The sequence below is a fragment of the Brevundimonas sp. AC546 genome (assembly GCF_979258305.1).
In genome coordinates this window covers 661248-676025 of record NZ_OZ409849.1, presented here as the reverse complement: position 1 = coordinate 676025, position 14778 = coordinate 661248, and the positions used below count along the sequence as shown (strand labels likewise).

Sequence of the window (14778 nt, the reverse complement as noted above, 5' to 3'; positions counted from 1 at the left end):
GCGAATAGCGGCCGGTCATTCAACGGAGCCTCCCCATGCCCAAGATCCTCGTCCTCTATCACTCGACCTATGGCCATATCGAAACCATGGCCGAAGCCGTCGCCGAGGGCGCGCGCGAGGTCGAGGGCGCGGTGGTGGACATCAAGCGCGTGCCGGAAACCGTGCCGGAAGACCTGGCCAAGGCCTCGCACTACAAGCTGGACCAGAAGGCGCCGATCGCCAAGATCGACGACCTGAAGGACTATGACGCCGTCATCATCGGCGCAGGCACCCGCTTTGGCTCGGCCGCGTCGCAGATGCGGGCCTTCCTGGACCAGGCCGGCGGCCTGTGGTTCAGTGGCACCCTGATCGGCAAGATCGGCGGCGCCTTCACCGCCACCGCGACCCAGCACGGCGGCCAGGAAACCACCTTCCAGGGCTTGCACAACTTCTTCATGCACCACGGCATGCCGGTCGTGGGCCTGCCCTATTCGTATCAGGCCATGATGACGCTGGACTCGGTCGAGGGCGGTTCGCCCTATGGCGCGACGACCATCACCGGCGGCGACGGTTCGCGTCAGCCCAGCGAGATCGAACTGGGCGGCGCCAGATTCCAAGGCAAACACATCGCCGAACTGGCGAAAAAGCTGCACGGGTGATCTGATGCGCCAGCCCGCCGTCTTCTTTGGTCACGGTTCGCCCATGAACGCGCTTGACGGTCCCTACGGGGCGGCCTGGCGCGCGCTGGGCGAGGCCATCGGCAAGCCTAAGGGGGTGGTGATGATCTCCGCCCACTGGGAGACGCGCGGGCTGGGCGTCACCGCACAGGAAAGACCCGAAACTATCCATGATTTCGGGAACTTCCCGCGTGAACTTCACGAGATGCAATATCCCGCGCCCGGGTCGCCCAAACTGGCGGCGCGGGTGGCGGAACTGACAGGGGCGGTCAAGACCCAACAGTGGGGGCTGGATCACGGGACCTGGTCGGTGCTGGTTCACGTCTGGCCCGAGGCCGACGTGCCGGTGGTGCAGCTGTCGCTGAACCGCGAGCTGACGGCGCGCCAGCATTACGAACTAGCCAAGGCGCTGAAGCCGCTGCGGGACGAAGGGATCGTCATCGCCGGCTCGGGCGACTTCGTCCACAATCTGCGGGCCTGGAAGCGCGAGGACGGCGCCGAACCCTACGCCTGGGCGACCGGGTTCAACGAGGCCGTGAAGACTGCGTTCGAAAAGGGCGACCATGACGCCCTGATCGACTGGGTGGACTTGGCGGAGGACGCCCAGATGAGCGTGCCGACCGACGAACACTATCTGCCGGTCCTCTATATCGCCGCCCAGCAGAAGCCGGGCGAGGCGGTCAGCTTCTTCAACGACCGCATCGACGGCGGCTCGATCTCGATGACTGGCGTGCGAATCGGTTGATCAAGCCGCTTTTTCGGCCTCGACCATCTTCTGGATCGAGACGTAGTCGGTCTTGCCAGTACCCAGGACCGGCACTTCGGCGACCTTGACGATCTTCTTGGGCACGATCAGTTCGGGCGCGCCGTTGGTGCGGGCCCATTCGGCCAAGGGGGCGACCTCGGCCTCGGCGTGGTCGGTGACCAGGACCAGCTTCTCGCCCTTGCGGCTGTCGGGGATCGACACGACGGCGTGGCGCTGGTCCGGCCAGACGGCGCCGGCGATGCCTTCCACAGCGGTCAGGGACACCATCTCGCCGCCGATCTTGGCGAAGCGTTTGGCGCGGCCGCGGATGGTGACATAGCCGTCGTCATCCACATCGACGATGTCGCCGGTGTCCAGCCAGTCGTCGCCGATGGGATCCCAGGCCAATGGCTCGGCCGAGGTGACATAGCCGCTCATGACGTTAGGCCCGCGCAGCATCAGACGGCCGCCCGCGTCGATGCCCTCGACCGGCTCAAGCTTCCAGTCGATGCCGGGCAGGACCTGACCCACGGTGCCGGGCGCGTTGCGGTCAGGGTGGTTGACGGCGATGACGGGCGAGGCCTCGGTCGCGCCATAACCTTCCAGCAGTTCGACGCCGCCGAACTTTTCGTCGAACAGGGCGCGGGTTTCGTCGCGCACCCGTTCAGCGCCCGCGACCACGAACTTCAGGGTGGCGAAATCGTCCGCCTCGGCCACGCGGCCATACTGGTTCAGGAAAGTGTCGGTCGCGAACAGGATCGAGGCGTTCACCTTGGGCAGCAGGTCGGTGATCTGTTTGGCGTGCAGAGGGGACGGATACTGGAAGGCTTTCAGGCCTTGGAGCAGGGGCAGGATGACCCCGCCGGTCAGGCCGAAACAGTGGAAGGTCGGCAGGGGATTGAACATCACCCATTCCGGCAGCAGGTCGATATGGGCCGCCACCTGGCGGGCGTTGGCGACAAGATTCTTCTGGCTCAGCACCACGCCCTTGGGCGTGCCGAAACTGCCGGAGGTGAACAGGACCACGCCCGGCGCGTCCGGGTCGGTCTTGACGCGAAACCGCTTGGGCGCGGCGCCGGCGGCGAGGCCGTACAGCTTGTCAGCCAGGCCGATGGTCTTGCGAACGTCGTCCAGCCACACGATCTCGGCCACCGTCTTCAGGTCCGCGATCAGGTCGTCCAGCTTGGCCTGTTCGATGAAGCGCCGGGCGGTCAGCACCTTCTTGACGCCCGAGGCCTTGATCGCGGCCTTCAGATTGGCCTCGCCGGCGGTGAAGTTCAGCATCACCGGCACGCGGCCGTGGGCGTGCAGCCCGAAGAAAGTGACGACCACGCCCATCGACGACGGCAGCAGGATGGCGACCCGCTCGCCCAGATCAGTCATGTGGGCGATCTTGCGACCCAGCACGAAGGCGGCGCGGATCAGGCCGGTGTAGCTGAGCGGATGGCGATCCTGGTCCTCCAAGATTTCCTTGTCGCCGAACCGCGTCCGCGCATCGATCAGGGCGTCGATCAGGGACGAGTCGTAAAACGAGGAATCCAGGGCCTGGCGCAAGCGCGTCTCCTACGGAGGGCGCGGACGGCCCTCTCTGTTGTTCGGGCGTCTGTCATTAATGACGCCGCGTCATCTTGAAAAGATGCGTAACGTCGCGTGAGTTCCGAAGGCCGATCACGCCTGCGACAAGTCTGTTACCCGGTGTGCCTTGCCTAAACGGCCTCAAAGTCCGAAATACCGGCTATGGTCACCCTGATCGACACCCTTCAGCGCAAGCCTTCCGAGCTGCGTCACCCCGAAAAGCAGAACCGGCCAGAGTCGGTCGTTCTGAAGAAGCCCGACTGGCTGAGGGTCAAGGCGCCCGGTTCGGGTCAGTACAACGCGACCAAGGAGATCGTCCGCTCCAAGGGTCTGGTGACGGTCTGCGAGGAAGCGGCCTGCCCGAACATAGGCGAGTGCTGGAGCCAGAAGCACGCCACCCTGATGATCATGGGCGACACTTGCACGCGGGCCTGCGCCTTCTGCAACGTCAAGACGGGCCTGCCCCAGCCGCTGGACCCCGAAGAGGCCGGCAAGGTCGGTCTGGCGGTCCAGCAGATGGGCCTGAACCACGTCGTCATCACGTCTGTCGATCGCGACGACGTGTCGGACGGCGGCGCGGCCCACTTCGCCGAGGTGGTGCGCCAGATCCGCATTCAGGCGCCGGGCACCACCATCGAGATTCTGACGCCCGACTTCCTGCGCAAGGACGGGGCGGCGGCCGTGATGATCGACGCCAAGCCAGACGTCTTCAATCACAACCTTGAAACCGTGCCGCGCCTGTATCTGAAGATCCGGCCAGGCGCCCGCTACTTCCACTCCTTGCGTCTGCTGCAGATGGTCAAGGAGCGCGACCCCGAGCAGTTCACCAAGTCCGGCATCATGGTCGGTCTGGGCGAGACCAAGGAAGAGGTCATGCAGGTGATGGACGACATGCGGTCAGCCGGCGTCGACTTCATCACCATCGGCCAGTATCTGCAGCCGACGCGCAAACACGCCGCCATCGACCGTTTCGTCACGCCGGAAGAGTTCAAGGCCTATGAGGCGATCGCCCGGGCCAAGGGCTTCCTGATGGTGTCGTCTTCGCCGCTGACGCGTTCGTCGCACCACGCCGGCGACGACTTCGCCCGGCTGAAGGCGGCGCGCGAGGCGCAATTGCGCCGCTAAGTCCCGAATGGCCGTCCACCGCGTCACACGCATCCTTTCGTATGCGCCCGAACAGCTTGCCGATCTGGTCGCCGACGTGCGCGCCTATCCCGACTTCGTGCCCTGGGTCACGTCGATGCGGGTCTGGAACGAGCGGGCCGAAGGCGAGGGTGTCACCGTTCTGGACGCCGAGGCTGGTGTCGGCTTTTCCTTCCTGAAGGAGCGGTTCTCGACCTGGGTCCGGCATGACCGGAACGCGCCCAAGGTCGAGGTCGGCCTGCTGCGCGGCCCGTTCAAGCACCTGAAGAACCGGTGGGAGTTCTTTCCGCACCCCGATGGCGCGCGGCTGGAGTTCATGATCGACTTCGCCTTCAAATCGAAGATGCTGGACCTGATGCTGTCGGCCAACTTCGACCGGGCGGTGGAAAAGCTGATCGGCTGTTTCGAGGCCGAGGCGAAGCGGAGATACTCCAGGCCATGAGTTTCGACTTCGACGCGACCGTCGTGGGCGCCGGGGCTGTGGGCCTGGCCTGCGGTCGGGCGTTGTCGAAACGGGGCCTGACGGTGCTGGTGCTGGAGAAGGAAGGCCACATCGGCCAGGGCGTCTCGTCGCGCAATTCCGAGGTGATTCACGGCGGCCTCTATTATCCGACCGGCTCGCTGAAGGCCCGCTTCTGCGTCGAGGGACGGCGCGCCCTCTATGACTTCCTGGCCAGCCGCAAGATCGATCATCGCAAATGCGGCAAGCTGGTCGTAGCGACGCAAGAAGACGAGGTCGAGCGGATCGAGGCCATCTTCGAACAGGCGACGGCGAACGGGGTCGAGGGGCTGCAACACCTGACCGGCGCCCAGGCGCGGGCGCTGGAGCCCGAACTGAATGCTCATGCAGCCATCCTGTCGCCCGAGAGCGGCCTGTTCGACAGCCACGGCTATATGCTGGCCCTGCAGGGCGAGATCGAGGACGCGGGCGGATCGGTTGTGGTTTCGGCCCCGTTTGAGGGCGTGCAGCCCCTGCCGGGTGGCGGGTTTCGTGTTCGTGTCGGCGGGGAGGGGGCGATGCAGATCACCAGCCGCCTGCTGGTCACCGCGCCCGGCCTGTCGGCGCAAACCGTGGCGGCGGCCATCGACGGCTATCCGGCCGGCGACATTCCTGCGGGCCATTTCGGCAAGGGCGTCTATTTCAGACTGGTCGGCAAAGCCCCGTTCGACCGGTTGATCTATCCGCCGCCCATTCCTGGCGCCCTTGGCACCCATTATCGCAAGGACCTGGGCGGGCAGGCCGTGTTCGGGCCTGACCTCGCTTACGTCGAGACCGAGGATTACTCGGTCGATCCGGCGAAGGCGGAGGATTTCGCCGCCTATATCCGCCGCTTCTGGCCTGGCCTGCCCGACGGCGCCCTGACGCCCGACTATGCCGGCATCAGGCCCAAGCTGCATGGGCCGGGCGAGCCGCAACCGGACTTTCAACTCCACGGGCGCGAGCATCACGGCATCGATGGCCTGATGGCCCTGTTCGGCATCGAGAGCCCCGGTCTGACCAGCTCCCTGGCCATCGGCGAGGCCGTAGCCGCCGCTTTGACGGAGACCACATGACCGAGCGCGAGAAGATGCTGGCGGGCCTGCCCTATGATCCGGGCGATCAGGACTTGCGGGACGGTCGCGCCCGCGCGGTCGGCCTGACCGTCGCCATCAACGCCGAACCGGATCGCGAGCGGCGTGGGGCCCTGTTCAATGAGCTGGTGAACGCTGCCGACGGCAAGGCGGTGATCATGCCGGGCTTCTTCTGCGACTATGGCGTCAACATTCACTTGGGCGCGCGGGCCTTCGCCAACGCCAACTGCGTGTTTCTGGACTGCGCCGAAATCCGCATCGGCGACAACTTCCAGGCCGGACCTGGGGTGCAGCTTCTGACGCCGGAGCATCCGCTGGACGCCGTGGCGCGTCGCGGGGAGGAGACGGCGCGGCCCATCGTCATCGGCGACGACGTCTGGATCGGCGGCGGCTCCATCGTCCTGGCCGGCGTCACCGTCGGCGACCGGTCGGTGATCGGCGCCGGCGCCGTGGTGACCAAGGATGTGCCGTCCGATGTCGTCGTGGTCGGCAATCCGGCGAAGATCGTGAAACGGCTGGCCCCCTCGAACATCTAGTCGAAGGCCGACAGCGGGATCGACACCAGGCTGAACGGAAGGACTGGATCGCCAGAGGCGCGCCGGTTCAGTTGGCTGTTGGCGACGATCAATCGGTCGCCGCTGATGGCCGCTGTCGCGGGCCAGGCCAGTTCGGCGGGCTTGATTCGTTTGGTCTCGGTCGCCGTCAGCATGTCGGAAGACAGATTCAGCGCCACGACCTCGCCCGCCGACTGGCGCACGACGAACAGACGCTGACCGTCCAAGACCAGCCCGTCTCCGCTCGAAAGCTCCGAAGATCCCGCATCGATGGCCGCGATTTCTCCGGTGTCGGTGGCGATTCGGAACAGGCGGCCGGCCTTGGCGTGGACGACGATCAGGAACCGACCGTCCGGCGTCGCCGCGATACCGTTCAGATTGGGCGCCTCGCCGAAGTCGAGCGCGGTCCCTTCGAAGTTTAGCCAAGGCTCCAGCACTGCGTCCGCCACCGCGCCCTGCTGCACGCGCCACATCACCGGCCGCAGGGAATCAGTGAAATAGGCGTGGTCCTGGGTCAGGACGACATCGTTGATCAGCCACGGGCCTTCGGGCGTCGTGAAGCGGGCCACGCGGCGGCCGGTAGCGCTGTCCACCACATGCATGGAACCGTCGCGGGCCCCGGCGACCCATATCCGGCCCTCGCCGTCCGATTTCAGCCCCAGGGCGACGGATTTGGGCGTAGCGGGGCGAACGTCGGCCATGTTTAACGGATCGCCGACTATGGCGGCCGAGCCAGTCGCGGGATTCAGCCGTACGATGACGCCTGTGTTGGCGCTGTTGGCGTAGAGGACGCCAGTCGTGGGATCGACGGCCATGCCTTCCGGATAGGCGGCGGCTTCCGGCAGGGGAATGATCCGAATGCCCTCCTGAGCGGTCACAGGCTGGGCCAGTCCAAGGGCGGCGGTCATGGCCGCGCCGACGATCCATCTGGTCTTCATCGTTCGTCTCCCGTAATCGCTTTTGCGCACTGTGCCTGAGCCGTTCGGCCTAGGCTACCGGGCGGCGATGCGGGTTCGGCATTGGTTTGAAGACCCGCCTTGAAATCCTCGCGAGGTTCATGCATAAGCCGCGCCTCGCGTGGCGGCTCTGTTTGGGCCGCCGCTATTGTTTTCGCGCTTGATCAGGCTTCGGCTCTGGGCGGCGCCCGACTTAGAAGATTGATACGGACATGGCCGTTCCGAAGCGGAAAGTATCCCCCTCGCGTCGCAACATGCGCCGCGCCCACGACGCCCTTAGCTCGAACGTCTATGTCGAGGACAAGGACACCGGCGAGCTGAAGCGCCCTCACCACATTGATCTGAAGACCGGCACCTATCGCGGTCGTCAGGTCATCACGCCGAAAGAAGACTAGTCTTCGACTGGCGCCCGGCTTCGGCCGGATGACGATTTTAACGGCGCGCGGTGACCCGCGCGCCGTTTTCGTGCGTTCAATGCGGTGAAGCTTCCTTTGGAGACGCCGCATGATGATTCGTTTCACCGCCGTCAGCGCCTGCGCGCTGCTGACCCTTGCCGCCTGTGACCGTCAGGAACAGCCCGCGGCTCCGGCTCCAGTAGCCGCTGCGCCTGCTGTGGAGACGCCTGCGACGCCTGTTGCGGACCCCAACGCGCTGACCGCCGAAGGGTTGGGTCCTGTGCGAGTCGGCATGACGCGCGCCGATCTGGTGAAGGTCTGGGGCGATGATTCTCAGCCAAACGCCGTCGGCGGCGCCGATCCAGAGGCCTGCGACGAATTCCATCCGGCCAATGCGCCGGCGGACGTGCGGGTCATGATTCAGAACGGCGTCCTGACGCGAATCACTCTGGCGCGCGGGGCGACGACCAAGACCGATCGCGGGTTCGGCGTCGGCGACACCGCCATGGCGATCAAACAGGCCTACGGCGGCGCCATCTTCGCCCAACCGCACAAGTATCAGGACGCGCCGGCCGAGGACCTATTCGCCTGGTCGCGAGGGGGCTCGACCACCTATGTCACCGACCCGGCGGCGCGCGGCGTCCGTTACGAGATCGGCAGCGACGGCAAGGTGATGATGGTCCATGCCGGCGACCCGTCGATCCAACTGGTCGAAGGCTGTTCCTGACGCTAGGCTGCGATGTCGGCATTGGCGTTTGGCGGGGAGGCGGCTAAACCGTCGGACCTCCCCTGCCCCTTGAGCCAAAGAGCCGAGCCATGACCGACATCGCCGACATCGTCGCCCGCCAGATCCTCGACAGCCGGGGCAATCCGACGGTTGAAGTCGATGTCACGCTGGAAGACGGTTCTTTCGGCCGCGCCGCCGTTCCGTCGGGCGCCTCGACCGGCGCGCACGAAGCCGTCGAACTGCGCGACGGCGACAAGGACATGTGGGGCGGTAAGGGCGTGCAGAAGGCGGTCGACGCCGTCAACGGCGAGATCTTCGACGCCCTGTCCGGCATGGACGCCGAGCAGCAGCGCCGCATCGACGAGGCGATGATCGACCTGGACGGCACGCCCAACAAGGCCCGCCTGGGCGCCAACGCCATTCTGGGGGTCTCCTTGGCGGTGGCAAAGGCCAGCGCCCTGTCGTCCAATCAGGAACTGTATCGCTACCTGGGCGGCGTCTCGGCCCGCGTCCTGCCGACCCCGATGATGAACATCATCAACGGCGGCGCTCACGCCGACAATCCGATCGACATCCAGGAGTTCATGATCCTGCCGACGGGCGCCGAGACCTTCTCGGACGCCGTGCGGATGGGCGCCGAAATCTTCCACGCCCTGAAGAAGCAGCTGAAGGACGCCGGCCACAACACCAACGTCGGCGACGAGGGCGGCTTCGCCCCGAACCTGGCCTCGGCTGACGAAGCCTTGAGCTTCATCACCAAGGCCGGGCAGGCGGCCGGCTATCTGGCGGGTGAGGACTTCCACCTTGGCCTGGACGTCGCCTCGACCGAGTTCTTCAAGGACGGCAAATACATCATGACCGGCGAGGGCAAGACCGTCGACGCCGACGGCATGGCCGCCTATCTGGTCGATCTGTGCGAGCGCTTCCCGATCGTCTCGATCGAGGACGGCATGGCCGAAGACGATTTCGACGGCTGGCGCCTGCTGACCGAACGCCTGGGCGACCGCGTGCAACTGGTCGGCGACGACCTGTTCGTGACCAATCCGGCGCGTCTGGCCGCAGGCATCGGCGAAGGTCTGGCCAACTCCATCCTGATCAAGGTCAACCAGATCGGCACCCTGTCCGAGACCCTGGACGCCGTCGATATGGCCCACCGCGCCGGCTACACCGCCGTGATGAGCCACCGTTCGGGCGAGACCGAGGACTCGACCATCGCCGACCTGGCGGTCGCCACCAATTGCGGGCAGATCAAGACCGGTTCGCTGGCCCGTTCGGACCGGGTGGCGAAATACAACCAGCTGCTGCGCATCGAAGAGATGCTGGGCGACCAGGGCGTCTATTTCGGCGATGGCATGCTGCTGAAATAAGAAACTGAATTGTCGGCGGAGAATCAGCATTCTCCGCCGACTATCTTACGGTCAAGCTACATTTCGTTAGGCATTTTCGGGCACGGTTCCTGAACTGTGTTTTCGCGCTCAGAAGGAGCGTTTTAAGTGCCTGAACGGATGAAACCTTACCGCCTGTCCTTCGCCCTGTTGTTGCTGCTTGCCTATCTTGGGGTGCAAGCGCTGACGGGCGAGCGCGGCTTGTTGAGCGGCTCGTCCCGCGATGCCCTGTTGGGGCAGCGCGAGGTCCAATTGGCGCATCTCACCGAGCAGCGTCGCGACCTGGAGACGCGGGTCCGCTATCTGCGCACCGACAGCCTGTCCCGTGATCTGCTGGAAGAGCGTGCGCGCGCCGTGCTGGGCTTTTCCGACCCCCGTGACTATGTGATCCGCGTCCCGGCGCAACCGGTACATGGCTGAGACCTTCTCCGACTTGAACTATTGTTACAGGGCGGCCTGCACCCCTTTGCGTTCCGGGAAGGAAGGCTGCTAAAGCCCCTTTCCGTAACGATAAGAAGGCGTCGGTTCTCGACGCCTAGCCGGGAGATACCGGATGGCGAAAGCCCCAGCCAAATCCGCTCAGACGACTTCGCCTGACAAACTGCCCAACACGCCAACGGCGTCCAAGGAGGACCTGCTTCGCTTCTATCGCGAGATGGTCCTGATACGCCGCTTCGAGGAGCGTGCAGGTCAGCTCTACGGCATGGGTCTGATCGGCGGCTTCTGCCATCTGTACATCGGCCAGGAAGCCGTGGCCGTCGGCGTTCAGGAGAGCGTCAAACAGGGTCACGACAAGATCATCACCGGCTATCGGGATCACGGCCACATGCTGGCCGCCGGCATGGACCCCAAGGAAGTCATGGCCGAGCTGACCGGCCGCAGCGGCGGTTCGTCCAAGGGCAAGGGCGGGTCGATGCACATGTTCGACGTGCCGACCGGCTTCTACGGCGGCCACGGCATCGTCGGCGCCCAGGTGGCGCTGGGCACCGGCCTGGCCTTCGCCGGCAAATATCGCGGCGACGATTCGGTGGCCTTCGTCTATTTCGGCGACGGCGCTTCGAACCAGGGGCAGGTCTACGAAAGCTTCAACATGGCGCAGCTATGGAAGCTGCCGGCCATCTACATCATCGAAAACAACCAGTACGCCATGGGCACGAGCATCGAACGCTCGTCTTCGACCACGGAACTGTATCAGCGCGGCGCCAGCTTCGGCATCCCGGGCGAGCAGGTCGACGGCATGGACGTGCTGGCTGTGCGCGACGCCACGGCCCGGGCGGTGAAGCGCGCCCGTGAAGGCGGCGGCCCCTTCATCCTGGAAGTGAAGACCTATCGCTATCGCGGTCACTCGATGTCCGATCCGGCGAAATACCGGACCAAGGAAGAGGTCGATGAGGTCAAGAAGACCCGCGATCCGATCGATCACCTGAAGATGCTGCTGTCGGCCGCCAATGCGACCGAGGATGAGCTCAAGGCCATCGACACCGAAATCAAGGCGATCGTCGCCGAAGCTGTTCAATTCGCCCAAGAGAGCCCGGAACCCGATCCGTCCGAGCTCTATACCGACGTCTACGTGGAGGCCTGATCCGTGACCGACATTCTGATGCCGGCGCTGTCCCCCACGATGGAAGAGGGCACGCTGACCAAATGGCACATCAAGGCAGGCGACACCGTGTCGGCCGGCCAGGTGATCGCCGAGATCGAAACCGACAAGGCGACGATGGAAGTCGAGGCCGTGGATGAAGGCGAAGTGCTGGAAATCCTGGTCGCCGAAGGCGCCGAGAACGTGAAGGTCAATACGCCGATCGCGCGTCTGGCGGGCGAAGACGGCGCAGCAGCGCCCGCGCCCAAGGCGGCCGAAGCTGAGGCGCCCAAGGCGGCGGCTGAAGGCAAGACTGGCGATCCCGAGAAGGCCCCGGCCCAGACCTCGACCCCCAAGGTCGAACTGCGAGACCCGGAAATTCCGGCCGACGCCAAACTGGTCAAGACGACCGTGCGCGACGCTCTGCGTGACGCCATGGCCGAAGAGATGCGTCGTGACGACCGCGTCTTCCTGATCGGCGAGGAAGTCGCCCAGTACCAGGGCGCCTACAAGGTCAGCCGCGACCTGCTGCAGGAGTTCGGCGACCAGCGCGTCGTCGACACCCCGATCACCGAGCACGGCTTCGCCGGCCTGGGCGTCGGCGCGGCGATGTCGGGCCTGAAGCCGATCGTCGAGTTCATGACGTTCAACTTCGCCATGCAGGCGATCGACCACATCATCAACTCGGCCGCCAAGACCCTGTACATGTCAGGCGGTCAGATCCGCGCGCCCATCGTCTTCCGCGGTCCGAACGGCGCCGCCTCGCGCGTCGGCGCCCAGCACAGCCAGGACTATTCGGCTTGGTATGCCCAGGTTCCGGGCCTGAAGGTGATCGCGCCCTATGACGCGGCCGACGCCAAGGGACTGCTGAAGGCCGCCATCCGCGACCCGAACCCCGTCGTCTTCCTCGAACACGAGATGATGTACGGCCTGGAGTTCGATGTGCCGGACGTCGAGGACTACGTCCTGCCGATCGGCAAGGCCAAGGTGCGTCGCGAAGGCAAGGATGTGACCATCACGGCCCATAGCCGCATGGTCGGATTCGCCCTCCAGGCCGCCGAGAAGCTGGCCGAAGAAGGCATCGAGTGCGAGGTCGTCGATCTGCGCACTCTGCGTCCGCTGGACACCGACACCATCGTCGAAAGCGTCAAGAAGACCAGCCGTCTGGTCTCGGCTGAAGAAGGCTGGGGCCCAATGGGCGTCGGCGCCGAGGTCGTGGCCCGTGTCATCGAACACGCCTTCGACTATCTGGACGCTCCGCCGCTGCGGGTTCACCAGGAAGACGTGCCGCTGCCTTACGCCGCCAATCTGGAAGTGCTGTCGCTGCCGGGCGTGGACAAGATCATCGCGGCCGTGAAGCAGGTGATGGCATGACGGCTGCGGCGCTTCCCATTCCGGAAGAAATCACTGCCGACGGCGAGAGCGTGACCGAACTCGCCAGAGTTTGGTGGAATGGAGACGTTCCCGCGATGGTCATTCGTCCCGCCTTGCGCGATCCGGTGCTGATGGGCGGCGTCCTTGCCGAACTGGCTTGGAACTTCTCCAGAGCCTACGCCGGAAGTCACGGATTAGACCAGGAGCAGGCGCTCCAAGGGATTGTCCAAGGTTGGCAGGACGCGCACAGACGCGCCGAAGGTCTAAAGGGAACGCCCCTGATGCCGAGCGTTTCCGTCGCCAAAATCTCGGGAGAATGATGGCATGACCGATATCCTGATGCCCGCCCTGTCTCCCACCATGGAAGAGGGCGTTTTGGCCAAGTGGCACGTCAAGGTCGGAGACGTCGTCTCTGCCGGCGACGTGATCGCCGAGATCGAGACGGACAAGGCCACGATGGAAGTCGAGGCCGTCGATGAGGGCGAGATCACGGACATCCTGGTCGCCGAAGGCTCGGAAGGCGTGAAGGTCAATACGCCCATCGCCCGCCTGAAGGACGAAGGCGGAGCCGCTGCGCCCAAGGCTGCGGAAAAGCCCGCCGCCAAGACCGAGGAAGCGCCCAAGGCCGAAGCTGCTCCCACCGCTGAAGCGCCCAAGGCCGCCGCCGCGCCGGCTCCTGCTGCACCGAAATCAGATAACGGCGAACGCATTTTCTCGTCCCCCCTGGCGCGTCGCATCGCCGCCCAGAACGGTGTCGATCTGAAGTCGATCAAGGGCACCGGACCGCACGGCCGGATCGTCAAGCGTGACGTCGAGGGCGCGCCGAAGGGCGCCGCTCAACCGGCCGCCGCCTCGACGGCGACCGCCCCCGCGACTTCGGGCATCGAACCGCGGAAGGCTCAGTCGCTGGCCCAGATGGGCATCCCGGACGGCAGCTACGACCTGATCCCGCTGGACGGGATGAAGAAGGCCGTTGCGCGTCGCATGGTCGACAGCATCCAAAACGTGCCGCACTTCCCGCTGTTCATCGATGTCGAGATCGACCAGTTGATGGCCGTGCGCGCCAAGGTCAACAAGATGCTTGAGCCGCAGGGCGTCAAGGTCTCGGTCAACGACTTCGTCATCAAGGCTGCGGCCCTGGCGTTGAAGGCCGTGCCGGAGGCAAACGCCTCCTACACGCCCGAGGGAATCGCCATGCACCACAACGCCGACGTCTCCATGGCCGTGGCCATCGACGGCGGTCTGATCACCCCGATCATCAAGAAGGCCGAGACCAAGGGCCTGGCGCAGATCGCGACCGAGTCCAAGGATCTTGCCAAGCGGGCTCGCGAACGCAAGCTGAAGCCGGAAGAGTTCCAAGGCGGCACCTTCTCGGTGTCCAACTTGGGCATGTTCGGCATCAAGCAGTTCACCTCGATCATCAACGAGCCCCAGGGCTGCATCATGAGCGTGGGCGCGGGCGAACAGCGCGCGGTCGTCAAGGACGGCCAAGTCGTTGCGGCTACGGTCATGACCGTGACGTTGACCTGCGATCACCGCGTGGTCGACGGCGCGACCGGCGCCCGCTTCCTGCAGGCGTTCAAGCCGCTGATCGAAGATCCCGTCGCGATGCTGGCGTAAGGGGAGGGTGAGGTCATGACCTCGGTCTATGACTTCTCCGCCCGCGCCATCGACGGCACGGACGTCTCGCTGGACCGTTTTCGCGGTCAGGCGTTGCTGATCGTGAATACGGCGTCAAAGTGCGGCTTCACCGGCCAATACGACGGTCTGGAGAAGCTGCATCGGACGTTCGCCGACCGGCCGTTCGAGGTGCTGGGCTTTCCCTGCAACCAGTTTGGCGAGCAGGAGCCGGGGCGGGCGGCGGAGATCGCCGCCTTCTGCGCCACCAGCTTCGACGTGACCTTCCCCCTTTTCGACAAGGTGGAGGTCAACGGGCCGAACCGGCACCCCCTCTATGCCTGGCTGACCGAACAGAAGCGCGGCTTCCTTGGCTCTAAAGCCATCAAGTGGAACTTCACCAAGTTCCTGACCGACCGCGAGGGCAGGGTGGTCGCCCGCTATGCCCCGCAAACAGAACCCGAGGCCATCAAGGCCGACATCGAGAAGTTGATCTGATC

At 65.1% G+C, this 14778-nt stretch carries 17 protein-coding genes; 15 read left to right on the top strand and 2 right to left on the bottom strand.

Features of this window, described 5'->3' with window-relative positions; genetic code table 11:
- The first annotated feature begins 35 nt into the window (after positions 1-35).
- A complete protein-coding gene (gene wrbA / locus ACZZZD_RS03445) occupies positions 36-638 on the top strand; it encodes an NAD(P)H:quinone oxidoreductase (protein WP_463432674.1) in 603 nt (200 codons plus the stop codon).
- 4 nt (positions 639-642) lie between these two features.
- Entirely contained in the window at positions 643-1401 is a 759-nt protein-coding gene (gene ygiD / locus ACZZZD_RS03440) for a 4,5-DOPA-extradiol-dioxygenase (RefSeq protein WP_463432672.1), read from the top strand.
- On the opposite strand, the gene ACZZZD_RS03435 is transcribed toward ygiD, so the two are convergent.
- Positions 1402-2955 carry an AMP-binding protein gene (locus ACZZZD_RS03435; protein WP_463432670.1) on the bottom strand — a complete coding sequence of 518 codons (1554 nt, stop codon included), beginning with the start codon at positions 2953-2955 and terminating at the stop codon, positions 1402-1404. It abuts the gene before it with no gap.
- A gap of 183 nt (positions 2956-3138) precedes the next feature.
- Here ACZZZD_RS03435 and lipA point away from each other — a divergent pair, with 183 nt between their 5' ends.
- The 4 genes from lipA to ACZZZD_RS03415 are packed head-to-tail and all read left to right on the top strand — an operon-like array spanning position 3139 to position 6227.
- Positions 3139-4101: a lipoyl synthase gene (gene lipA / locus ACZZZD_RS03430; protein ID WP_346496864.1), complete on the top strand. Its 963-nt coding sequence runs from the start codon at positions 3139-3141 to the stop codon at positions 4099-4101.
- A 7-nt stretch (positions 4102-4108) separates the two neighbouring features.
- A complete protein-coding gene (locus ACZZZD_RS03425; protein WP_463432667.1) occupies positions 4109-4561 on the top strand; it encodes a type II toxin-antitoxin system RatA family toxin in 453 nt (150 codons plus the stop codon).
- Positions 4558-5673, top strand: a complete 1116-nt coding sequence (locus ACZZZD_RS03420) for an NAD(P)/FAD-dependent oxidoreductase (RefSeq protein WP_463432665.1) — start codon at positions 4558-4560, stop codon at positions 5671-5673. Before ACZZZD_RS03425 ends, ACZZZD_RS03420 begins: the two co-directional genes overlap by 4 nt.
- Complete coding sequence (locus ACZZZD_RS03415; protein WP_463432663.1) at positions 5670-6227, top strand: sugar O-acetyltransferase; 558 nt, start codon at positions 5670-5672, stop codon at positions 6225-6227. Before ACZZZD_RS03420 ends, ACZZZD_RS03415 begins: the two co-directional genes overlap by 4 nt.
- Here ACZZZD_RS03415 and ACZZZD_RS03410 read toward each other — a convergent pair.
- The gene (locus ACZZZD_RS03410) at positions 6224-7183 is read right to left on the bottom strand and encodes an NHL repeat-containing protein (protein WP_463432661.1); all 960 of its coding nucleotides are present in this window, start codon (positions 7181-7183) and stop codon (positions 6224-6226) included. The two genes, ACZZZD_RS03415 and ACZZZD_RS03410, sit on opposite strands and share 4 nt — an antisense overlap.
- Before the next feature lie 230 nt (positions 7184-7413).
- On the opposite strand from ACZZZD_RS03410, the gene rpmF reads away from it, so the two are divergent.
- From rpmF to ACZZZD_RS03365, 9 genes are all read left to right on the top strand, one after another.
- Positions 7414-7596, top strand: coding sequence for a 50S ribosomal protein L32 (gene rpmF, locus ACZZZD_RS03405; protein WP_035305966.1), 183 nt, complete (start codon positions 7414-7416; stop codon positions 7594-7596).
- Between the two features lie 109 nt (positions 7597-7705).
- Positions 7706-8323 carry a hypothetical protein gene (locus ACZZZD_RS03400; RefSeq protein WP_463432655.1) on the top strand — a complete coding sequence of 206 codons (618 nt, stop codon included), beginning with the start codon at positions 7706-7708 and terminating at the stop codon, positions 8321-8323.
- An 89-nt stretch (positions 8324-8412) separates the two neighbouring features.
- Positions 8413-9690 carry a phosphopyruvate hydratase gene (eno, locus tag ACZZZD_RS03395; RefSeq protein ID WP_372691918.1) on the top strand — a complete coding sequence of 426 codons (1278 nt, stop codon included), beginning with the start codon at positions 8413-8415 and terminating at the stop codon, positions 9688-9690.
- 138 nt (positions 9691-9828) lie between these two features.
- Entirely contained in the window at positions 9829-10128 is a 300-nt protein-coding gene (locus ACZZZD_RS03390) for an FtsB family cell division protein (protein WP_463436066.1), read from the top strand.
- A gap of 133 nt (positions 10129-10261) precedes the next feature.
- Complete coding sequence (gene pdhA / locus ACZZZD_RS03385) at positions 10262-11290, top strand: pyruvate dehydrogenase (acetyl-transferring) E1 component subunit alpha (RefSeq protein ID WP_135195511.1); 1029 nt, start codon at positions 10262-10264, stop codon at positions 11288-11290.
- Between the two features lie 3 nt (positions 11291-11293).
- Positions 11294-12661: a pyruvate dehydrogenase complex E1 component subunit beta gene (locus tag ACZZZD_RS03380; RefSeq protein WP_463432653.1), complete on the top strand. Its 1368-nt coding sequence runs from the start codon at positions 11294-11296 to the stop codon at positions 12659-12661.
- On the top strand, positions 12658-12981 hold the full coding sequence (locus tag ACZZZD_RS03375; protein WP_463432651.1) for a DUF5076 domain-containing protein: 324 nt from the start codon (positions 12658-12660) through the stop codon (positions 12979-12981). Before ACZZZD_RS03380 ends, ACZZZD_RS03375 begins: the two co-directional genes overlap by 4 nt.
- A gap of 4 nt (positions 12982-12985) precedes the next feature.
- A complete protein-coding gene (locus ACZZZD_RS03370) occupies positions 12986-14281 on the top strand; it encodes a pyruvate dehydrogenase complex dihydrolipoamide acetyltransferase (protein WP_463432650.1) in 1296 nt (431 codons plus the stop codon).
- Between the two features lie 15 nt (positions 14282-14296).
- Positions 14297-14776, top strand: coding sequence for a glutathione peroxidase (locus tag ACZZZD_RS03365; RefSeq protein ID WP_463432649.1), 480 nt, complete (start codon positions 14297-14299; stop codon positions 14774-14776).
- The last annotated feature ends 2 nt before the right edge of the window (positions 14777-14778 follow it).

Bases quoted from the DNA above. Each gene is read 5' to 3' on its own strand.
- wrbA (WP_463432674.1), top strand. From the start codon at position 36: ATGCCCAAGATCCTCGTCCTCTATCACTCGACCTATGGCCATATCGAA.
- ygiD (WP_463432672.1), top strand. From the start codon at position 643: ATGCGCCAGCCCGCCGTCTTCTTTGGTCACGGTTCGCCCATGAACGCG.
- lipA (WP_346496864.1), top strand. From the start codon at position 3,139: ATGGTCACCCTGATCGACACCCTTCAGCGCAAGCCTTCCGAGCTGCGT.
- ACZZZD_RS03425 (WP_463432667.1), top strand. From the start codon at position 4,109: ATGGCCGTCCACCGCGTCACACGCATCCTTTCGTATGCGCCCGAACAG.
- ACZZZD_RS03420 (WP_463432665.1), top strand. From the start codon at position 4,558: ATGAGTTTCGACTTCGACGCGACCGTCGTGGGCGCCGGGGCTGTGGGC.
- ACZZZD_RS03415 (WP_463432663.1), top strand. From the start codon at position 5,670: ATGACCGAGCGCGAGAAGATGCTGGCGGGCCTGCCCTATGATCCGGGC.
- ACZZZD_RS03410 (WP_463432661.1), bottom strand. From the start codon at position 7,183: ATGAAGACCAGATGGATCGTCGGCGCGGCCATGACCGCCGCCCTTGGA.
- rpmF (WP_035305966.1), top strand. From the start codon at position 7,414: ATGGCCGTTCCGAAGCGGAAAGTATCCCCCTCGCGTCGCAACATGCGC.
- ACZZZD_RS03400 (WP_463432655.1), top strand. From the start codon at position 7,706: ATGATGATTCGTTTCACCGCCGTCAGCGCCTGCGCGCTGCTGACCCTT.
- eno (WP_372691918.1), top strand. From the start codon at position 8,413: ATGACCGACATCGCCGACATCGTCGCCCGCCAGATCCTCGACAGCCGG.
- ACZZZD_RS03390 (WP_463436066.1), top strand. From the start codon at position 9,829: ATGAAACCTTACCGCCTGTCCTTCGCCCTGTTGTTGCTGCTTGCCTAT.
- pdhA (WP_135195511.1), top strand. From the start codon at position 10,262: ATGGCGAAAGCCCCAGCCAAATCCGCTCAGACGACTTCGCCTGACAAA.
- ACZZZD_RS03375 (WP_463432651.1), top strand. From the start codon at position 12,658: ATGACGGCTGCGGCGCTTCCCATTCCGGAAGAAATCACTGCCGACGGC.
- ACZZZD_RS03370 (WP_463432650.1), top strand. From the start codon at position 12,986: ATGACCGATATCCTGATGCCCGCCCTGTCTCCCACCATGGAAGAGGGC.
- ACZZZD_RS03365 (WP_463432649.1), top strand. From the start codon at position 14,297: ATGACCTCGGTCTATGACTTCTCCGCCCGCGCCATCGACGGCACGGAC.